The 18,960-nt window shown below is 70.9% G+C and carries 15 protein-coding genes; 9 read left to right on the top strand and 6 right to left on the bottom strand.

Features of this window, described 5'->3' with window-relative positions:
- Window positions 1–2: 2 nt before the first annotated feature.
- The 4 genes from ACFY9E_RS09745 (at window position 3) to holA (ending at window position 3,237) form a co-directional block, all read left to right on the top strand.
- A complete protein-coding gene (locus tag ACFY9E_RS09745) occupies window positions 3–833 on the top strand; it encodes an arylamine N-acetyltransferase (RefSeq protein WP_390981121.1) in 831 nt (276 codons plus the stop codon).
- A 172-nt stretch (window positions 834–1,005) separates the two neighbouring features.
- Window positions 1,006–1,887, top strand: a complete 882-nt coding sequence (locus ACFY9E_RS09740; RefSeq protein ID WP_390981119.1) for a YceI family protein — start codon at window positions 1,006–1,008, stop codon at window positions 1,885–1,887.
- 38 nt (window positions 1,888–1,925) lie between these two features.
- Entirely contained in the window at window positions 1,926–2,171 is a 246-nt protein-coding gene (locus tag ACFY9E_RS09735; protein WP_390981117.1) for a hypothetical protein, read from the top strand.
- A gap of 76 nt (window positions 2,172–2,247) precedes the next feature.
- Window positions 2,248–3,237, top strand: coding sequence for a DNA polymerase III subunit delta (holA, locus tag ACFY9E_RS09730; RefSeq protein ID WP_390981115.1), 990 nt, complete (start codon window positions 2,248–2,250; stop codon window positions 3,235–3,237).
- Between the two features lie 183 nt (window positions 3,238–3,420).
- Here the strand turns inward: holA and ACFY9E_RS09725 are convergent, their stop codons facing one another.
- Complete coding sequence (locus ACFY9E_RS09725) at window positions 3,421–3,846, bottom strand: VOC family protein (protein WP_390981113.1); 426 nt, start codon at window positions 3,844–3,846, stop codon at window positions 3,421–3,423.
- Between the two features lie 100 nt (window positions 3,847–3,946).
- On the opposite strand from ACFY9E_RS09725, the gene ACFY9E_RS09720 reads away from it, so the two are divergent.
- Complete coding sequence (locus tag ACFY9E_RS09720; protein WP_390981111.1) at window positions 3,947–4,342, top strand: nuclear transport factor 2 family protein; 396 nt, start codon at window positions 3,947–3,949, stop codon at window positions 4,340–4,342.
- 176 nt (window positions 4,343–4,518) lie between these two features.
- Here ACFY9E_RS09720 and rpsT read toward each other — a convergent pair whose 3' ends face one another.
- Complete coding sequence (gene rpsT / locus ACFY9E_RS09715) at window positions 4,519–4,785, bottom strand: 30S ribosomal protein S20 (RefSeq protein WP_053669127.1); 267 nt, start codon at window positions 4,783–4,785, stop codon at window positions 4,519–4,521.
- A 239-nt stretch (window positions 4,786–5,024) separates the two neighbouring features.
- Between rpsT and lepA the strand changes: the two genes are divergently transcribed.
- Window positions 5,025–6,893, top strand: coding sequence for a translation elongation factor 4 (gene lepA, locus ACFY9E_RS09710; RefSeq protein ID WP_390981109.1), 1,869 nt, complete (start codon window positions 5,025–5,027; stop codon window positions 6,891–6,893).
- 274 nt (window positions 6,894–7,167) lie between these two features.
- Window positions 7,168–9,042 (top strand): AMP-binding protein, encoded by a 1,875-nt coding sequence (locus ACFY9E_RS09705; protein WP_390981107.1) that lies wholly within the window; start codon window positions 7,168–7,170, stop codon window positions 9,040–9,042.
- Window positions 9,043–9,049: 7 nt separating this feature from the next.
- Here the strand turns inward: ACFY9E_RS09705 and ACFY9E_RS09700 are convergent, their stop codons facing one another.
- A complete protein-coding gene (locus tag ACFY9E_RS09700; protein WP_390981105.1) occupies window positions 9,050–9,520 on the bottom strand; it encodes a response regulator in 471 nt (156 codons plus the stop codon).
- Window positions 9,517–13,644 carry a HAMP domain-containing protein gene (locus tag ACFY9E_RS09695; protein ID WP_390981103.1) on the bottom strand — a complete coding sequence of 1,376 codons (4,128 nt, stop codon included), beginning with the start codon at window positions 13,642–13,644 and terminating at the stop codon, window positions 9,517–9,519. Before ACFY9E_RS09695 ends, ACFY9E_RS09700 begins: the two co-directional genes overlap by 4 nt.
- Before the next feature lie 102 nt (window positions 13,645–13,746).
- Here ACFY9E_RS09695 and ACFY9E_RS09690 point away from each other — a divergent pair, with 102 nt between their 5' ends.
- Window positions 13,747–16,047 (top strand): SpoIIE family protein phosphatase, encoded by a 2,301-nt coding sequence (locus ACFY9E_RS09690; RefSeq protein ID WP_390981101.1) that lies wholly within the window; start codon window positions 13,747–13,749, stop codon window positions 16,045–16,047.
- 27 nt (window positions 16,048–16,074) lie between these two features.
- Window positions 16,075–17,307 (top strand): radical SAM family heme chaperone HemW, encoded by a 1,233-nt coding sequence (gene hemW / locus ACFY9E_RS09685; RefSeq protein WP_390981100.1) that lies wholly within the window; start codon window positions 16,075–16,077, stop codon window positions 17,305–17,307.
- Window positions 17,308–17,375: 68 nt separating this feature from the next.
- On the opposite strand, the gene ACFY9E_RS09680 is transcribed toward hemW, so the two are convergent.
- Entirely contained in the window at window positions 17,376–18,185 is an 810-nt protein-coding gene (locus ACFY9E_RS09680) for a DUF3097 family protein (RefSeq protein ID WP_390981098.1), read from the bottom strand.
- Window positions 18,186–18,216: 31 nt separating this feature from the next.
- On the bottom strand, window positions 18,217–18,948 hold the full coding sequence (locus ACFY9E_RS09675; RefSeq protein ID WP_390981096.1) for an MBL fold metallo-hydrolase: 732 nt from the start codon (window positions 18,946–18,948) through the stop codon (window positions 18,217–18,219).
- Between the last annotated feature and the right edge of the window lie 12 nt (window positions 18,949–18,960).

The following is an 18,960-nucleotide window of genomic DNA, read 5'->3' as shown; positions in this document are numbered from 1 at the left end:
GCATGAACTCAGCACAGGTTGATGCCTATCTCCGCCGGCTCGGGGTCCAGCCCCCGGCGTGGCCCACCGTCGACGCGCTGCGCGAGCTGCACCTGCGACACCTGCAGACCGTGCCTTTCGAGAACCTCTCGATCCATCTGGGCGAGGAGATCGTGCTGGAGGAGAAGCGGCTGCTGGACAAGGTGGTGGGCGGCCGGCGGGGCGGGTTCTGTTACGAACTCAACGGTGCCTTCGGGGCGTTGCTCCGCGCGCTGGGGTTCGACGTGGCGCTGCTGGCGGGGCGGGTGTACGGGGACGGGGAGCGGCTCGGGATTCCCTACGACCATCTTGCGCTGCGGGTGCGGACGGTGGACGGGGGCGACTGGCTGGCGGACGTCGGCTTCGGGGCGCACAGCCATCTGCCGCTGGCGTTCGGGGAGCGGGGAGAACAGGAGGATCCGGGGGGCACGTTCCGGATCGTCGAGGCGGGGCCGGACGCGGCCGGTGTGCGCGGGGGGCACGGCACGGCGGAGGCGGCGGACCTGGACGTGTCCCGGGGCGGCAGACCGCAGTACCGCCTGGAGGTGCGGCCGCGGGCGCTCGGTGACTTCGTGGCCGGGGCGTGGTGGCACAGCACCTCGCCGGTGTCGCACTTCACGCGGTCGCTGGTCTGTTCGCGGGTGACGGAGGACGGAGGCAGGATCACGCTCAGCGGGCGCAGGCTCACGGTGACGGCGGCCGACGGCACACGCGACGAGCGTGAGCTGGGGGCGGACGAGGAGGTACTCGGGGTCTACCGGGAGCGGTTCGGCATCGAGCTCGACAAGGTGCCGGTAGCGCGAAATCCCTCGTAAGGAACAAGTCCGGCCACACGGGGCTACTCATGCGTAGTACCAGCACATCTGCTGGTTTCCCGTGATGTGGTCCCGTGTTGCCTCGAAAGCCCCACCGGTGGTCGAATGCGTCTTCGCAACGTGTGATCAACAGTGATCAACAGGCGATTTCGAGTCACTCAGGGGAGTCGTGATGATCGGCCGCTGGCGGGGAAGCCGCACCGACCGGGTGCAACGGACGAGTCCCCTGGCGGCGGTGCCGACACCGCCGAGCGCCGGGGTGCTGGCCTGCCGGGTGCTGGACCCGGTCAACGAGCCGGTCACGCACGCCGAGTTCGCGGTCACGGACGACGTGGGGCGGCCTGTGGTCAGCGGGGGAGCGGATCCGTACGGGTCGTTCATGACGACGTTGCCCGCGGGGGAGTACCGGCTCGCGGTGTCGGCGGAGGGGTACACGCCGTACCGGGCGACCACGCAGGTCGCGGAGAACGCGCTCGCGTCGCTCGGGGACGTGACACTGCAACTGGCCCGGCCGCCGGAGCTGCCCGATGCCGGTGACTGGGAGATCGAGCCGGCGCACTCCTCGATCGGCTTCACCGCGCGGCACATCGGACTGGCCCGGATCCACGGGCAGTTCAAGTCGTTCGCGGGCGTCATACGGGTCGCCGATCCGATGGAGCGGTCGGCGATGCACGTGGTGATCGACGCGGCGTCCATCGACACCAACATGAGGATGCGCGACGACCATCTCCGATCGGCGGACTTCCTGGACGTCGAGAGGTTCCCGACCCTGGAGTTCTACAGCGAGCGGTTCGTGCACAAGGGCGGGAACCGGTGGGCCGTGACCGGGGCGCTGTCGCTGCACGGCGTGACGCGGACGGTCACGCTGGACACGGAGTACCTGGGGCTGGGCAACGGCATGGAGGGTGAGGTGCGGGCGGCCTGCCGGGCCACGACCGAGCTGCACCGGGACGACTTCACCGTGAGCTGGCAGACGATGCTGGCGCGGGGCATCGCGGTGGTGGGGCCGAGCATCAGGGTCGATCTCGATGTGCAGGTCGTGCGCAAGGGCTGAGCGGCCGGGCCGCCGTGCGGTGTCGGACAATGGCCGGCGTGAGTGACGTGCGACATGTGCTGGTACTGCCCGACCGTGATGCCGCGGAAGAGGTGGTGGACGCGCTGCGGGAGAGGTTCGGGGTCGTCGAGGAGCCGCAGCTGGTGCGGGACGCGCTGGCCGGTGAGGACGACGCCGAGGACGCGCAGTGGCTGGTCGTCCTGCGGGACGAGGACGGACGGCTGGACCCCGGGGAGCTGGACCGGCTGGCCGGCGAGTGGGAGGGCTGGCGGGAGGAACCGTAGGCGCCCGGGTCTTGCGCGGGGGCGCCTCCCGGTCCGCCGGGGTCCGCTGTCAGTGGCGCGTGGGATGCTTGTCGCGATGGCCAGGAAGACTGCGAACGACGACCCCCTCGCCCCGGTGACGCTCGCCGTGGGCCAGGAGGACCTGCTCCTCGACCGTGCCGTGCAGGAGGTGGTGGCCGCGGCGAAGGCCGCCGACGCCGACACGGACGTGCGGGACCTGACCCCGGACCAGGTGCAGCCCGGCACGCTCGCCGAGCTGACGAGCCCGTCGCTCTTCGCGGAGCGCAAGGTCGTGGTCGTACGCAACGCGCAGGATCTGTCGGCCGACACGATCAAGGACGTGAAGGCGTATCTCGGGTCCCCCGCCGAGGAGATCACCCTGGTGCTGCTGCACGCCGGCGGGGCCAAGGGCAAGGGGCTGCTCGACGCGGCGCGCAAGGCGGGGGCGCGCGAGGTGGCCTGCCCGAAGATGACGAAGCCGGCGGACCGGTTGGCGTTCGTGCGGGGCGAGTTCAGGGCGACGGGGAGGTCCGCCACCCCGGAGGCCTGCCAGGCACTCGTCGACGCGCTCGGCAGCGATCTGCGGGAGCTGGCCTCGGCGGTGTCCCAGCTGGTCGCGGACATCGAGGGGACGATCGACGAGGCGGTCGTCGGGCGGTACTACACCGGGCGGGCCGAGGCGTCGAGCTTCACGGTCGCCGACCGGGCGGTCGAGGGGCGGGCCGCGGAGGCCCTGGAGGCGTTGCGCTGGTCGCTGGCGACCGGGGTGGCGCCGGTGATGATCACGAGCGCGCTCGCGCAGGGCGTCCGGGCGATCGGGAAGCTGTCGTCCGCGCGCGGGGGCCGTCCGGCCGATCTCGCGCGGGAGCTGGGGATGCCGCCGTGGAAGATCGACCGCGTGCGGCAGCAGATGCGGGGCTGGACCCCGGACGGGGTGTCGGTCGCGCTGCGGGCCGTGGCGGAGGCGGACGCGGGGGTGAAGGGCGGCGGCGACGACCCCGAGTACGCCCTGGAGAAGGCAGTGGTCACCATCGCCCGGGCGGCCCGCTCCAGGGGCCGGGGCTGACCTGCCCGCGCCGGTCGGATCCAGGTCCGCTCGGCGTCGCCTGGGGAGGCGGGCCGGCCGGACCAGGGCCGGTCAGGTCCGGGGGCCGGCCGGGACCCGGGCTCGCACGGCTTCCCTCGCGGGCCGGGGCCTGCCGGGCCGGCTCCCCAGGACCCGCTGCACGCTCATGGCCGCGCCCTCTGCTCAGCGAATCGGCTCCCCCATCCCCAGCAGGTTCCCCTCGCTGTCGTGGAACCAGGCGCTGCGTTCGCCGCGTGCGCCCTTGCTCGGGTAGTTCCCCTCGATCTCGGCGATTCCGCCCCGCGTGCGGAAGCCGGGGGCGTCGACCTCCTCGAACACCACGCCGCGCCGCTTCAGCTCCGCGACCGCCGCGTCGATGTCCTCGACCTCCAGCGCCATCTGGGTGAAGGTGCCGGGCGAGGCGCCCGTCGACCGGAAGAGGACGAACTCCGCGCCGCCGCACCGGTAGAGCAGCCCGCCGGGGCGTTCGTCGACGGGATCCAGACCGAGCTTCTCGGAGTAGAAGCGCCGCGCCCGCTCCAGGTCCTGGGCGGGGAGCCTGGTCGCCGCGCGGACCAGGACCGGTGCGCTCGTGTCGTCTGCGTCCATGTCTCCACTGTGCCGTGATCGAGTCGCCCTCCTCCTGCCGAAGAGGAGAATCGGGTGTATCAGCCGTACGTCGCCAAGTGACGGAGAGGTGGCGAGGGTCATGGCTGAACACCCGCACGCAGCGCTGGTCCGCAAGGGGTTCGAGGCCTTCTCGCGCGGTGACATGGACACCTTGCGCGGACTGATCGCGTCGGACGCCACACACCACGTGCCGGGAGATCACCCGATGTCGGGCGACTTCAAAGGCGTGGACTCGATCATCGAGATGTACGAGCGGCTCGGCGCGGAGACGAACGGGACCATGCGCGCCGACCTCATCGGCATCTGTGTCGACGGCCGCGGCCACGCGGTCGGCATGAACCACTTCACGGCCGAGCGCAACGGCAAGCGCCTCGACGACACCGGCTGCATCATCTTCCGGATCGTCGGCGACAAGGTCACCGACCTCGACGAATGCGTCGAGGACATCGACAAGAACAACGAGTTCTGGTCCTGAACAGGCCGAAGGCCGGGTTGCCGTCCCATGGGGAACAGGAGGGCACCCGGCCTTCGATTCAAGCTGCTGGATCCGCGCCCGCGTGGCGAACGCAGGCCGCGCGCGGATCCGAGGGGTGCCGGACGGGAGCGGATGAGAGAGGGCCCGCTCGATTCCCTCCGGCGTCACATCAGATGTCAGCCCTTGAGCGCGTCGACCTTCGAAGCCAGCGCCGACTTCTTGTTGGCGGCCTGGTTCTTGTGGATGACGCCCTTGGAGACGGCCTTGTCGAGCTGACGCGCGGCGACGCGCTGGTACTCGGTGGCCTTCTCGACGTCACCCGCGGCAGCAGCCTCACGGGCCTTGCGGATCGCGGTCTTCAGGGAGGACTTGACGGCCTTGTTGCGCAGCCGCGCCTTCTCGTTGGTCTTGATCCGCTTGATCTGGGACTTGATGTTCGCCACGAATGAGCCTTCTCAGGTTCTGGCACGAGGCCGCACGGATACCGCACGATTCCCGCACCGGGTGATTTCTTGGTCGTGCCTCCTGCGAGAGGGCATGAGGCACAGCCACCCAGGCTACCAGCGGCCCCATCCACGGCCCAAACCCGTCCGTGGTCCCCACCCGTGGGACCATGGAGGCTACGTATCGATCCGACCCGAGACCGCAGACACTGCGGACGCCTCAAGAATCAGGACCCTGCGTGCCCGCGATCCCCAGCCACGTGCCCGAGCCGAGCCGTACCGACCCGGCTCTGATCCGCAACTTCTGCATCATCGCGCACATCGACCACGGCAAGTCCACGCTCGCCGACCGGATGCTCCAGCTGACCGGAGTGGTCGAGCACCGGCAGATGCGCGCCCAGTACCTCGACCGCATGGACATCGAGCGCGAGCGCGGCATCACGATCAAGTCACAGGCGGTGCGTCTGCCCTGGGCTCCGACCCATGACAAGAGCAACACGCACATCCTCAACATGATCGACACCCCGGGGCACGTCGACTTCACCTACGAGGTCTCGCGGTCGCTCGCGGCCTGCGAGGGCACCGTGCTCCTCGTCGACGCGGCCCAGGGCATCGAGGCGCAGACCCTCGCCAACCTGTACCTGGCGATGGAGAACGACCTCAAGATCATCCCTGTGCTGAACAAGATCGACCTGCCGGCCGCCCAGCCGGAGAAGTTCTCCGAGGAGCTCGCCAACCTCATCGGCTGCGACCCCGAGGACGTGCTGAAGGTCTCCGCCAAGACCGGTCTGGGCGTCGAGGCGCTGCTCGACAAGGTCGTCGCCGAGGTCCCGGCGCCGGTCGGCGTCAAGGACGCCCCCGCCCGCGCCATGATCTTCGACTCCGTCTACGACTCCTACCGGGGTGTCGTGACGTACGTCCGCGTCATCGACGGGCAGCTCAACAAGCGCGAGCGCATCCGGATGATGTCCACCAACGCCACCCACGAGCTGCTGGAGATCGGGACGAACTCGCCCGAGATGCTCGCCGCCGACGGGCTCGGCGTCGGCGAGGTGGGCTACCTCATCACCGGTGTGAAGGACGTCCGCCAGTCCAAGGTCGGTGACACCGTCACCAGCCAGTCCAAGGGGGCCGAGGAGGCGCTCGGCGGCTACAAGGACCCCAAGCCCATGGTCTTCTCGGGCCTGTATCCGCTGGACGGCTCGGACTACCCGGAGCTGCGCGAGGCCCTGGACAAGCTCCAGCTCAACGACGCCGCGCTGGTCTACGAGCCGGAGACCTCCGCCGCGCTCGGCTTCGGTTTCCGCGTCGGTTTCCTCGGCCTGCTGCACCTGGACGTGATCCGCGAGCGGCTGGAGCGCGAGTTCGGCCTCGACCTGATCGCCACCGCGCCGAACGTGGTCTACCGCGTCCTCATGGAGGACGGCACCGAGCACACCGTCACCAACCCCAGCGAGTTCCCCGAGGGCAAGATCTCGGAGGTCTACGAGCCGGTCGTGCGGGCCACCATCCTGGCGCCCAGCGAGTTCATCGGCTCGATCATGGAGCTGTGCCAGACCAGGCGCGGGGTCCTGCTCGGCATGGACTACCTCTCCGAGGACCGGGTCGAGATCCGCTACACCCTGCCGCTCGCGGAGATCGTCTTCGACTTCTTCGACCAGCTGAAGTCCAAGACCCGCGGCTACGCCTCGCTCGACTACGAGCCCACCGGCGAGCAGACCTCCAGCCTGGTCAAGGTCGACATCCTGCTGCACGGCGACAAGGTCGACGCCTTCTCGGCGATCACCCACAAGGACCAGGCGTACGCGTACGGCGTGCGGCTCGTCGCCAAGCTCAAGGAGCTCATCCCGCGGCAGGCCTTCGAGGTGCCGGTCCAGGCGGCCATCGGCTCCCGGGTCATCGCCCGCGAAACCATCCGTGCCATCCGCAAGGACGTCCTCGCCAAGTGCTACGGCGGTGACATCTCCCGTAAGCGGAAGCTGCTGGAGAAGCAGAAGGAGGGCAAGAAGCGGATGAAGATGGTGGGTTCCGTAGAGGTTCCGCAGGAGGCCTTCATCGCCGTCCTGTCGAGCGATGACAGCGCGGGGTCGGGCAAGGGCAAGAAGTAATCGCGGATTACCGTGGGTTACACCGCAATCCGGGTTGAACAGGGGCTCGTCGTGCGAAAGTGCGGCGGGCCCCTGCGCGTGCATGGGGTAGCTCTCTGTACGAAGTGACAGGCCGCGGCCCCTTACGCAGGGGCCGGTCGCCCTTTACTCTGATCCCTGCTCGATAGTTACTCACGAGTTAAACAACGGGGCGTGGACTGCGCCTCGTGACGCCTCGTGAGTGCCCACCAGCCGCACCTGAGCCAGCCGCACCGTCGCGGGCCCGGAGGATGTCGTGAGCGACACACAGACCCTGATCGAGAACCGTCCGCCCTCCGTGGCGGGCCTCTTCCTGGAGCGCGTGGCGGCCACGCCGGACGCCGAGGCCTATCGGTATCCGGTCCCGTCGTCGGCGGACCAGGGGCCGGACGAGTGGAAATCGCTGAGCTGGGCGCATGCCGCCGAGCGGGTCTACGCCATCGCGGCGGGACTCATCGAGCTGGGCGTGCAGCCCGAGCAGCGCGTCGCCCTGGCCTCCAGCACCCGGATCGAGTGGATCCTGGCCGACCTCGGCATCATGTGCGCCGGCGCCGCCACGACCACGGTGTACCCGCAGACCAACGCCGAGGAGTCCGCGTACATCCTGTCGGACTCCGAGAGCCGGGTGCTGATCGCGGAGAACGCCGAGCAGCTGGCCAAGGCGAAGGAGAAGCGCGCCGAGCTGCCCGAGCTGACGCATGTCGTGGTCGTCGACGCGGCCGGGGTCGAGACCGCCGACTGGATCCTCACCCTGGACGAGCTGGAGAAGCGCGGCGCGGCCCGGCTGGAGAAGGACCCCGACCTGATCAAGGAGCGGGTCGGCGCGATCACCAAGGACCAGCTCGCCACCCTCATCTACACCTCCGGCACCACGGGCCGCCCCAAGGGGGTGCGCCTGCCGCACGACAACTGGTCGTACATGGCGAAGGCGATCGCCGCGACCGGGCTGGTCAGCACCGAGGACGTGCAGTACCTGTGGCTGCCCCTCGCGCACGTCTTCGGCAAGGTGCTCACGTCCGGGCAGATCGAGGTCGGGCACGTGACCGCCGTGGACGGCCGGGTCGACAAGATCATCGAGAATCTGCCGGTGGTGCAGCCGACGTACATGGCGGCCGTGCCGCGCATCTTCGAGAAGGTCTACAACGGCGTGGCCGCGAAGGCCCGCGCCGGCGGCGGGGCCAAGTACAAGATCTTCCAGTGGGCGGCCGAGGTGGCCCGCGAGTATGCCAAGATCTCCCAGGACAACTTCCGCCGGACCGGGACCGCGTCCGTGCCGTTCGGGCTGGGCGCGAAGCACAAGGTGGCCGACGCGCTGGTGTTCGCCAAGATCCGTGAGGCCTTCGGCGGGAACCTGCGGGCGTGCGTCTCGGGTTCCGCCGCGCTGTCGCCCGAGATCGGCTACTTCTTCGCGGGTGCCGGCATCCACATCCTGGAGGGCTACGGACTGACCGAGTCCTCCGCGGCGTCCTTCGTGAACCCGGGCGAGGCCTACCGCACCGGCACCGTCGGCAAGCCGCTGCCCGGCACGGAGGTGCGGATCGCCGACGACGGGGAGATCCTGCTGCGCGGCCCGGGCATCATGGAGGGCTACCACAAGCTGCCCGAGAAGACCGCCGAGGTGCTGGAGCCGGACGGCTGGTTCCACACCGGGGACATCGGGGAGCTGTCGCCCGACGGGTACCTGCGGATCACCGACCGCAAGAAGGACCTCATCAAGACCTCGGGCGGCAAGTACATCGCCCCGGCGGAGGTCGAGGGGCAGTTCAAGGCGGTGTGCCCGTACGTGTCCAACATCCTGGTGCACGGGGCCGACCGGAACTTCTGCACGGCGCTCATCGCGCTGGACGAGCCCTCGATCACCGAGTGGGCCAAGGAGAACGGGCTCGAGGGGAAGTCGTACGCGGAGATCGTCGCCGCGCCGGTGACCGTCGAGATGGTCGACGGGTATGTGAAGCAGCTCAACGAGGGGCTTCAGCGGTGGCAGACCATCAAGAAGTTCCGCCTGCTGCCGCGGGACCTCGATGTGGAGCACGGTGAGATCACGCCGAGCCTGAAGCTGAAGCGGCCGGTGGTGGAGCGGGAGTACAAGCACCTGATCGAGGAGATGTACGACGGCTCTCGCGAGCGGTAGGGGGCCCTCAGACCTCCGGATCAACCCGGCGTCGCAACTCCTGGACCTCCGCGCGCAGGCGTTCCACCTCCCGGCCTTTGCGGTAGAGGTCCAGGAAGACGCTGACCTTGGCCCTGAGGACCCACGGGTCGAAGGGCTTGGTCACGTAGTCGGCGGCGCCGGTCGCGTAGCCGCGGAAGGCGTAGCCCGAGTCGTCGTCCGCGCCGGTGAGGAAGATGATCGGGACGTCCCGGGTCTGGTCGAGGCGTTTGATGTGGGCGGCGGTCTCGAAGCCGTCCATGCCGGGCATGCGGATGTCGAGCAGGACCAGGGCGATCGGCTGCCGCAGCAGGGCCTTCATCGCCTCCTCGCCCGAACGGGCCCGTACCAGCGGCTCGTTGAGGGAGGCCAGGACGGCCTCCAGGGCCGTGAGGTTGTCCTCCATGTCGTCGACGAGGAGGATTCCGGCGCGTTCGGGGTGAGTGGCCGTGCTGCTCATGCCTCTTCTTCCGTGCCCTCGGGGTCCAGCAGCCCGCACACGACCGTCAGCAGGCCGTCGATGTCCACCGGCTTGGGCACGTAGTCGTTGGCGCCGCGGGCGATGGACTTCTCCCGGTCGCCGGGCATCGCCTTGGCGGTCAGCGCCACGATCGGAAGGCCCGCCCAGCGGGGTGTGCGGCGGATCGCGGAGATGGTCTCGTAGCCGTCCATCTCCGGCATCATGATGTCCATCAGGACCAGTTCGACGTCCGGGCTGCGCTCCAGTGTCTCGATGCCCTCGCGGCCGTTCTCCGCGTACAGCACGGTCATGCCGACCCGGCCCAGGACATGGGTGAGGGCGAAGACGTTGCGGATGTCGTCGTCCACGATCAGCACCCGCCGCCCGGCCAGGATCCGGCCCGGCCTGCCGGACGTCCACGCCTCCAGCTTGGTCGGCGCGGGCCACGCGTCGTCCGTGTCGTGCGCCACGGGGAGGGGCCCGGCGGCCGGCCGGAGCGGCAGGGGCAGGTCGGTGCGCTCCTCGGGGAGCGGCACGGGAGCCGTGTGACCGGGGCTGACGACGGGGACGTAGAGGGTGAACGTGGATCCCTTGCCGGGTTCGCTCTCGGCGACGATCCGGCCGCCGAGCAGCCCCGCGATCTCCCGGCTGATGGACAGGCCGAGGCCGGTCCCGCCGTACTTGCGGTTGGTGGTGCCGTCGGCCTGCTGGAACGCCTCGAAGATCACCGGGAGTTTCTCCGGCGCGATCCCGATGCCGGTGTCGGAGACGGCGAACGCGACGACGTCGTCGGTGTCCCGGACTCCCCCGCCCTCGGCTTCTCCCGAGCGGGGGGACCCCCGTCGGTGCTCGGCGTCCTGCACCCGGTCCACCCGCAGCTCGACCTTGCCGTTCGCGGTGAACTTGATCGCGTTGGACAGCAGGTTGCGCAGGATCTGCTGGAGCCGCTGCTCGTCCGAGTACATCTCACGCGGTACGTCCTCGCCCACCGCCAGCTCGAAGGCGAGCCCGCGGTCGATCGTGAGGGGGCGGAACGTCGCGTGGACGTAGTCGAGCAGCTTGATCAGCGGCAGCCGTTTGGGGCGTACGTCCATCCGGCCGGCCTCGATCTTCGACAGGTCCAGGATGTCGTTGATCAGCTGCAGGAGGTCCGAGCCCGAGCGGTGGATCGTCGCCGCGAACTGCACCTCCTGGTCGGAGAGGTGGCCGTCCGGGTTGTCGGAGAGCAGCCGGGCCAGGATCAGCAGGGAGTTCAGCGGCGTGCGCAGCTCGTGCGACATGTTCGCCAGGAACTCCGACTTGTACTGCGAGGACGTGGCCAGCAGGGCGGCCTTCTCCTCCAGTGCGGCGTTGGAGCGCTGGAGTTCGCCCTGCTGCTTCTGGAGTTCGTCCGAGCGCTCCTGGAGCTGCATGGCGAGGCGCTGGGACTCGCCGAGCAGGGACTCCGTCCGGGAGTTGGCGATGATGGTGTTGATGGCGACGCCGATGGTGTTGACGAACTGGTCGAAGAACGCCAGGTGCACATCGGAGAAGCGGGAGAACGAGGCGAGTTCGATGACACCGAGGAGCTTGTCCTCGAAGAGGATCGGGATGATGACGATCGTGGTCGGGGCCGCCTCGCCCAGCCCGCTGTTGATCTTGATGTAGTCGGGCGGGGCGCCCTCCACCAGGATCCGCTTCTTCTCCCGGGCCGCCTGCGCGACCAGACCGTGCACCGGCAGGCCGCCGGTCTCGACGGTCGTGTCCTGGGCGGCGCCGTAGCCGGCGATGAAGGCCAGGCCCTTGATCGGCACGGTGGTGCGCGCGGCCGCGCCGCCCTCGTCCGGGTCTGCCAGATAGAACGCGCCGTACTGGGCGTTCACCAGCGGGGTCAGCTCGCGGAGTATCAGGTCGGCGACCTCCATCAGGTCCCGGTGGCCCTGCATCAGGGCGGCGAGCCGGGCCAGGTTGGACTCCAGCCAGTCCTTCGCGCGGGTCGTCTCGCGGAGGTTGGCCACCATCAGGTTGATGTTGTCCTTCAGCTCGGCGACCTCGCCCTGCGTCTCCACCGTGATCGAGCGGGACATGTCGCCCTGGGCCACGGCGGAGGCGACCTCGGCGATCGCGCGGACCTGGGTGGTGAGGTTGGAGGCGAGTTCGTTGACGTTCGTCGTCAGGCGCTTCCAGGTGCCGTACACGCCCTCGACCCGGGCCTGGCCTCCGAGTCTGCCCTCGCTGCCGACCTCGCGGGCCACGCGGGTGACCTCCGAGGAGAAGGAGGACAGCGTGTCGACCATGGTGTTGATGGTGGTCTTCAGCTCCAGGATCTCGCCGCGCGCGTCCACGTCGATCTTCCGGGACAGGTCGCCCTGCGCCACGGCCGTCGCCACCTGGGCGATGTTGCGCACCTGGGAGGTGAGATTGTCGGCCATGTAGTTGACGTTGTCCGTCAGGTCCCGCCAGACGCCGGAGACACCCAGCACCTGGGCCCGGCCGCCGAGCCGGCCGTCGGTGCCGACCTCGCGGGCCACCCGGGTCACCTCGTCCGCGAAGGCGCGCAGCTGCTCCACCATCGTGTTGACGGTGTCCTTCAGCTCCAGGATCTCCCCGCGCGCGTCGACCGTGATCTTCTTCGACAGATCACCGTTGGCGACGGCCGTCGTCACCTGGGCGATGTTGCGGACCTGCGAGGTCAGGTTCAGCGCCATGAAGTTGACGTTGTCGGTGAGGTCCTTCCAGACGCCGGAGACGCCCCGGACCTGAGCCTGGCCGCCGAGGTTGCCCTCGGTGCCGACCTCGCGGGCGACGCGGGTGACCTCGTCGGCGAAGGCGGAGAGCTGGTCGACCATCGTGTTGATCGTGGACTTCAGCTCCAGGATCTCGCCCTTGGCCTCCACCGTGATCTTCTTGCCGAGGTCGCCCTGGGCGACGGCGGTGGAGACCAGGGCGATGTTGCGGACCTGGGACGTGAGGTTGTCGGCCATGAAGTTGACGTTGTCGGTGAGGTCCTTCCACACGCCGGAGACGCCCCGGACCTGAGCCCGGCCGCCGAGGTTGCCCTCGGTGCCGACCTCACGGGCCACCCGGGTCACCTCGTCGGCGAAGGCGGAGAGCTGGTCCACCATCGTGTTGATGGTCGACTTCAGCTCCAGGATCTCGCCCTGCGCGTCGACCGTGATCTTCTGCGACAGGTCGCCGTTGGCGACGGCCGTCGTCACCTGGGCGATGTTGCGGACCTGGGAGGTCAGGTTCGACGCCATGAAGTTGACGTTGTCGGTGAGGTCCTTCCACACGCCCGAGACGCCCCGCACCTGCGCCCGGCCGCCCAGCCGGCCCTCGGTGCCGACCTCGCGGGCGACGCGGGTGACCTCGTCGGCGAAGGCGGACAGCTGGTCGACCATCGTGTTGACGGTCAGCTTCAGTTCGAGCAGCTCGCCGGTCGCCTCCACCGTGACCGTGCGTGTCAGGTCGCCGCGGGCCACCGCCGTCGTCACCGCCGCGATGTCCCGGACCTGGGCCGTCAGGCGGGAGGCCATCGTGTTGACGGCCTCCGTCACGTCCCGCCAACTGCCCGACAGGCCCTGCACCTTGGCCCGGCCGCCGAGCCGGCCCTCGGTGCCGACCTCACGGGCGACCCGGGTCACCTCACCGGTGAACAGGGAGAGCTGGTCCACCATCTTGTTCACGGCCCGGCCCAGGCGCCGCAGGTCGCCGCGCAACTCCCGTGTGCCGTCGTGCAGATCGACCCGCTGGGTCAGATCGCCGCCCGCCACCGCGTCCAGTACCCGCGTGGCGTTCGCCGCCGGGGCGACCAGGGCGTCGAGCAGCTGGTTCACGTCATCGACGCGGGAGGTCCACAGGCCCTGGCCCGGGCTGGCCGAGAGGCGCTCGTCGAGCCGGCCGTGCCGCACCAGCTCCCGTCTGACGCGTCGTGTCTCGGTGGTGAAATGGATGCTGCGGTCCATGATCTGGTTGAAGACCGCGGTGAGTTCGGCCACCATCCCATGCCCGGATTCCGGCACCTTGGCGAAGTCGCCGTCACGCGCGGCTGTCATGGCGGCGAGCAGAGGACGCAGATCGGATGTACGAATCTGACCGTCCTCGTGCCGGTCTTCGACCACAGGAGTAGCACTGTTCTCACTCATGGCGGCCCACTTCGGTAACTCGGCGCTTATGGGCGTGGTCAGTCTGTCACTCTGTCGGCATCGACTGTGGCGTATTCGTACGAACTGCCCGGGGAGCTGTCCATGGGGGCCATTCCGACGCAACGGGAGACCGCTTCCCGTGCCTCAGAGGCGCCTGCCCACGCTGGGGAGACGCCCGTGCCCGTCCAGGAGGGGCCCGTTTCCGAGGAGCCCGCACCGTCCGCGGAGGTGATCACACCGTCCGTCGGGGCGCTCGCCCCCGATCCGCGGGAGCCCGCCCGCGCGACGCCCGGGTCCACCGAGGCGCCCGCACAGGAGCGCGCGCGGGCGCACGCGACCCTGTCCGGCAGCTCTCTCGCGCCGCGCGCCGCCCGCGCCCTGGTGCGCGCGGCGCTCGCCGAGTGGACCGGGCTCGGCCTGCCCGGCGCCGGGCACCTCACCGACCGCCTCGCCGACGACGCCGCGCTCGTCGTCAGCGAACTCGTCACCAACGCCGTCGTGCACGCCGGCACCGACGTCGAGATGGAGTGCCGGCTCGAAGGCGACACCCCGGACACGGCCGCGCTCGTCGTCGAGGTCTGCGACCACCACCCCTCCCGCGCCCCACGCGGCGGCGAGCCGGAGACACCGCACGACACCCCCGAGTACGGGCGTGGCCTGCGACTGGTCGGCGCGCTCTGCGAGGCGTGGGGGATCACGTACCGCACGGGGCGCAAGACCGTGTGGGCGCGGCTGCCCGCCGGGGGGTGCGCGGCGGGCGAGCAGATCGAGGCGTACGCCGGGGAACACGCGCTGGCGCGTGGCCTGCGGGTGGCGGAGATCCTGGCGCCGGAACCACGCCAGGACGGCGAGGCGGGGGAGACCGCACGGACCTGGCGTGCCGGAGGAGACCTGTGGGACTCGCGCGAAGGAGGCGAGACATGGGACTCGCGGGAGGGCGGAGAGGCACGCGACTGGCCCGCCATGCGGGAGTCCCGTGACCTGCGTGACTGGAACGACCTACGGGACTGGCGGGACCGGCACGAGAGCCGCCACGGGCGCAACGGGCCCGACGGCGCCTGGCTCGGCCGCGGCGCCCTCTCCTTCCTCGCCGAGGCCTCCGACCTGCTCGCCGGACAGCTCGACGAGGACCTGGTCGCGGCCCTCGCCGGGCAGCTGATCGTGCCCCGGCTGGCCGACTGGTGCGCGGTGTGGCTGGAGGACGAGGCCACGGGCGACGGCTGGAGGGGCGGAGCCGGCGCGGGCGGACCGCGCCTCGCCCGGGTGTGGCACGGCAGTGAGAACCGCATCGAGGAGCTGCGCCGCGCCCTGGAGAAGGACGCGCCGCAACCGTTCGACCCGATGGGCGCGGCCCCCTTCGAGCGCGGTCGGGAGCAGGGCGGGTCCGGGCCCGTCGCCTACCCCTGGCCCGCCGAGGCGCTCGGTGACGACGCCGGTGAGCCCGGCGCGGCCCTCGCGTACCGGCTGATCGCCGGGGGGCGCCCGCTGGGCACCCTCGTCATCGGCCGGTCCGGGACGGCCGGCTTCCCCGACGAGATCACCGGCCTCGTCGAGGATCTCGGCCGCCGGGTGGCCCTCGCCATCGGCGCCGCCCGCCAGTACGCCCGCCAGGCCACCATCAGCGCCGTCCTCCAGCGCGGGCTGCTGCCGGGCGCCGTGGCCGAGATCCCCGGCATGCGCAGCGCCCTCGTCTACGAGCCGTGCGACAAGGGCGGGCCGAGCGGCGACTTCTACGACCTGTTCCCGGCCGGCGACGGCCGCTGGTGCTTCGCCGTCGGCGACGTCCAGGGCAAGGGGCCCGAGGCGGCCGTCGTGATCGGCCTGGCCAGGCCCTGGCTGCGGCTGCTGGCCCGCGAGGGCTACCGGGTCGCCGACGTCCTGGACCGTCTCAACCAGCTCCTGCTCGACGACGCCACGGAGGCCGCCGACGCGGCGGCCCGGGCGCTGGTCGCCGCGGGCGCGCGGCCGACCCCGCCCGGCGACGGTCCCCAGACGCGCTTCCTGTCCCTCCTGTACGGGGAACTCGTCCCCTTCGACGGCGGTGTCCGCTGCACCGTCGCCTCCGCCGGGCACCCGCTGCCCCTGCTGCTCGGGGCGGGCGGCGAGGTCCACCCGTGCGCGCAGCCCCAGACCCTCCTCGGCGTCGTCGAGGACGCCACCTACACCAGTGAGACCTTCGAGCTGCGGTCCGGCGACACGCTCCTGTGCGTCACCGACGGCGTGACCGAGCGCCGCTCGGGCTCCCGCCAGTTCGACGACGGGGACGGTCTCGCGGCGGCGCTGGCCGGGTGCGCCGGGCTGGACGCGGAGCTGATAGCCGAGCGGATCAAGCGGCTGGTGCACGACTTCGGGGCGCGGCCCCCGGCGGACGATCTCGCGCTGCTGGTGCTCCAGGCGGAGTGAGCGCGCGGGTGCTGGACAATGGAGGACATGCCTTCCGCACTCCCCGACGGCGAGCCCGTCCCCGACGACGGTGCGCTGCCCGCGTCCGCGCTCGCCGGGGCCGCCGACCGCCCGCTCGGGTTCTACCTGCACGTCCCGTACTGCGCGACCCGCTGCGGCTACTGCGACTTCAACACCTACACCGCGACCGAGTTGCGCGGCACCGGCGGCGTGCTCGCGTCCCGTGACAACTACGCCGAGACGCTGGCCGACGAGATCCGGCTGGCGCGCAAGGTGCTGGGGGACGATCCGCGGCCGGTGCGGACGGTGTTCGTGGGCGGGGGGACGCCCACGCTGCTGGACGCCGGTGACCTCGTCCGGATGCTGAAGGCCGTCCGGGACGAGTTCGGGCTCGCGCAGGACGCCGAGGTCACGACGGAGGCGAACCCGGAGTCGGTCGACCCCGCGTACCTGGCGGCTCTGCGCGAGGGGGGCTTCAACCGGATCTCCTTCGGGATGCAGAGCGCGCGGCAGCACGTGCTGAAGGTGCTGGACCGCACGCATACGCCGGGCCGGCCCGAGGCGTGTGTGGCGGAGGCCCGGGCGGCCGGGTTCGAGCACGTCAACCTCGACCTGATCTACGGCACTCCGGGCGAGTCCGACGACGACTGGCGGGCCTCGCTGGACGCGGTGCTGGGCGCCGGGCCGGACCATGTCAGCGCCTACGCCCTGATCGTCGAGGAGGGCACGCAGCTGGCCCGCCGGATCCGCCGGGGCGAGGTGCCGATGACCGACGACGACGTCCACGCCGACCGGTATCTGATCGCGGACGAGGTCCTCTCGGGCGCGGGCTTCGAGTGGTACGAGGTGTCGAACTGGGCGACCTCCGAGGCCGGGCGCTGCCTGCACAACGAGCTGTACTGGCGGGGAGCCGACTGGTGGGGGGCCGGGCCCGGTGCGCACAGTCATGTGGGCGGCGTCCGGTGGTGGAACGTGAAGCATCCCGGGGCGTACGCCGGGGCGTTGGCGGCGGGGCGGTCGCCGGGTGCCGGGCGTGAGCTGCTGTCCGGTGAGGACCGGCGGGTCGAGCGGATCCTGCTGGAGCTGCGCCTGCGGGAGGGGGCGCCGCTCTCCTTGTTGCGCGAGGAGGGGCTCGCCGCTTCGCGCAAGGCGCTGTCGGACGGGCTGCTGCAGAAAGGTCCGTACGAGGAGGGCCGGGCCGTGCTGACGCTGCGGGGGAGGCTGCTGGCGGACGGGGTGGTGCGGGACCTGGTGGACTGAGGCGGCTCATGCGCCGGGGCCGTGACGGAGTCGGTCGGGGTGGTGCGGGACCTGTGGACTGAGGCGGCTCAGTGCGCCGGGGCCGTGACGAAGTCGATCAGTTCCTCGACCCTGCCCAGCAGCTCCGGCTCCAGGTCCTTGTACGAGCGCACCCCCGACAGGATCCGCTGCCAGGCCGCCCCCGTGTTCTCCGGCCAGCCCAGTGCCCTGCACACGCCCGTCTTCCAGTCCTGGCCGCGTGGGACGCGGGGCCAGGAGCCGATGCCCAGGGACGACGGTTTCACCGCCTCCCAGACGTCGATGTACGGGTGGCCCACGACCAGGGCGTGGTCACTGGTGACGGACCGGGCGATGCGCCACTCCTTCGAGCCCGGGACCAGGTGGTCGACCAGGACGCCGAGGCGGGCGTCCGGGCCGGGGGCGAAGCTCTCGACGATCGACGGGAGGTCGTCGACACCCTCCAGGTACTCCACGACCACGCCCTCGATGCGCAGGTCGTCGCCCCACACCTTCTCGACCAGCTCGGCGTCGTGGCGGCCCTCGACGTAGATGCGGCCGGCGCGGGCCACGCGGGCGCGCGCACCAGGGACGGCGACCGACCCGGAGGCCGTGCGGGTGGGACGCGCGGGGCCGCCCGGAGCGGGGCGGACGAGGGTCACCACCCTGCCCTCCAGCAGGAAGCCGCGCGGCTCCATGGGAAACACCCGGTGCTTGCCGAAGCGGTCCTCCAGCGTCACCGTGCCCGCCTCGCAGCGGATCACCGCACCGCAGAAGCCGGTCACCGGCTCCTCCACCACCAGACCCGGCTCCGCCGCGACCTCGGGCACCGGCTTCGGCTTCTTCCACGGCGGGGTCAGATCGGCGGAGTACTGGCGCATTCGAATGACGATAGGAGAAGGCGAACGGCGATCACCGCGACACGCCGAAACGCGCCGCCAGCGCGTCGCGCTGCGCCCGCACGAACGCCGCGTCGACCACCGCTCCGTGACCGGGTACGTACAGCGCGTCCTCGCCGCCCAGGCCGAGCAGCCGGTCCAGGGCGGCCGGCCAGTGCGACGGCACCGCGTCGGGACCCGCCTGGGGATCGCCTGACTCCTCGACCAGGTCGCCGCAGAACACCACCTCCGGATCTCCCGGCACCAGCACCGCCAGGTCGTGCGCGGTGTGCCCCGGGCCCACGTTCGCCAGCAGCACCTGCCGGCCGCCGCCCAGATCGAGGGTCCACTCGCCGGAGACCAGATGGCCGGGCGGGGCCAGCCGCTCCGCCGCCTCCCCGGCCGTGGACGCCGCCAGGCCGTTGCGCACCGCGTCCGCGCGCAGGTCCTCCCGGTCCCGCACCCGCGTCAGCACCCCTTCCACGCCCACCGCGCCGAACACCTCGGTGTCCGTGAACGCCGCCGCCCCGAAGACATGGTCGAAATGGGGATGGGTCAGCGCGAGATGCGTCACACGGTGACCCGCGGCCGCCCGCGCCTGAGCCCGCAACTTCGCGCCCTCGGCGAGGCTCGACCCCGCGTCGATCATGAGGGCCGCGCCCTCGCCGACCACCAGCCCCGCCGTGCAGTCCCATACCGGCAGCCGGCACCGCCCCACCCCGGCGGCCACGCGCTCCCATCCGAGGTCTTCCCAAGTCACCGTCATACGGCGACGCTA

It is taken from the genome of Streptomyces sp. NPDC012466 (genome assembly GCF_042955215.1).
Lineage (GTDB): Bacteria > Actinomycetota > Actinomycetes > Streptomycetales > Streptomycetaceae > Streptomyces.
This window is presented reverse-complemented; position numbering and strand designations above follow the sequence as displayed.

Excerpts from the sequence above, each read along its gene's own strand:
- ACFY9E_RS09745 (WP_390981121.1), top strand. The coding sequence starts at position 3 with ATGAACTCAGCACAGGTTGATGCCTATCTCCGCCGGCTCGGGGTCCAG.
- ACFY9E_RS09740 (WP_390981119.1), top strand. The coding sequence starts at position 1,006 with ATGATCGGCCGCTGGCGGGGAAGCCGCACCGACCGGGTGCAACGGACG.
- holA (WP_390981115.1), top strand. The coding sequence starts at position 2,248 with ATGGCCAGGAAGACTGCGAACGACGACCCCCTCGCCCCGGTGACGCTC.
- ACFY9E_RS09725 (WP_390981113.1), bottom strand. The coding sequence starts at position 3,846 with ATGGACGCAGACGACACGAGCGCACCGGTCCTGGTCCGCGCGGCGACC.
- ACFY9E_RS09720 (WP_390981111.1), top strand. The coding sequence starts at position 3,947 with ATGGCTGAACACCCGCACGCAGCGCTGGTCCGCAAGGGGTTCGAGGCC.
- ACFY9E_RS09700 (WP_390981105.1), bottom strand. The coding sequence starts at position 9,520 with ATGAGCAGCACGGCCACTCACCCCGAACGCGCCGGAATCCTCCTCGTC.
- ACFY9E_RS09695 (WP_390981103.1), bottom strand. The coding sequence starts at position 13,644 with ATGAGTGAGAACAGTGCTACTCCTGTGGTCGAAGACCGGCACGAGGAC.
- ACFY9E_RS09690 (WP_390981101.1), top strand. The coding sequence starts at position 13,747 with ATGGGGGCCATTCCGACGCAACGGGAGACCGCTTCCCGTGCCTCAGAG.
- hemW (WP_390981100.1), top strand. The coding sequence starts at position 16,075 with ATGCCTTCCGCACTCCCCGACGGCGAGCCCGTCCCCGACGACGGTGCG.
- ACFY9E_RS09680 (WP_390981098.1), bottom strand. The coding sequence starts at position 18,185 with ATGCGCCAGTACTCCGCCGATCTGACCCCGCCGTGGAAGAAGCCGAAG.
- ACFY9E_RS09675 (WP_390981096.1), bottom strand. The coding sequence starts at position 18,948 with ATGACGGTGACTTGGGAAGACCTCGGATGGGAGCGCGTGGCCGCCGGG.